Genomic DNA, 538 nt, shown 5'->3' on the forward strand with positions numbered 1-538 from the left:
GACGCGCTCGTCGTCGGCGGGGAGGAAGCCGACCAGCGGGATCAGCAGCAGGGAGGCGTCCAGGGTCCGGCCGCCGTAGTACTGGGTGAACACGCCGCGTTCGACATCGACGCCGCGCTCGCACACGTCCGCGTGGATCTGCTCGCGCAGCTCGGCGAGGTGGAGCAGGAGGGCGGGGTCGGCGTTCGGGCGGCGCTCCAGCAGGCGCACGGTGCGGTCGACGGCCACCCAGCACATGACCTTGGAGTGGGTGAAGTGCCGGGCGGGGCCGCGGATCTCCCAGATTCCCTCGTCCGCCTGGCGCCAGCGCTCCTCCACCTGCCGCACCAGCGCCAGCAGCAGTTCGTCGACCCGGGGGTCGGCCGGCAGGCCGGCCTCCTCGGCCAGCAGCAGGGTGTCGACGAGCTCGCCGTACACGTCGAGCTGGAGCTGCGAGGCTGCGCCGTTGCCCAGGCGCACCGGCCGGGAGTCCTCGTAGCCGGGCAGGTGGTCCAGCACCCGCTCGGTGAGGTCGGTGGAGCCGTCGAGGCGGTAGATC

The 538-nt window shown here is 73.0% G+C and carries 1 protein-coding gene; it reads right to left on the minus strand.

Annotation, left to right across the window (positions count from 1 at the left end):
* On the minus strand, positions 1 to 538 hold a 538-nt coding region (locus tag IH44_RS0140085; protein ID WP_030464779.1), incomplete at both ends, for a glycoside hydrolase family 15 protein.

This window comes from Kitasatospora sp. NRRL B-11411, assembly GCF_000721345.1.
Classification (GTDB): Bacteria; Actinomycetota; Actinomycetes; order Streptomycetales; family Streptomycetaceae; genus Kitasatospora; species Kitasatospora cineracea.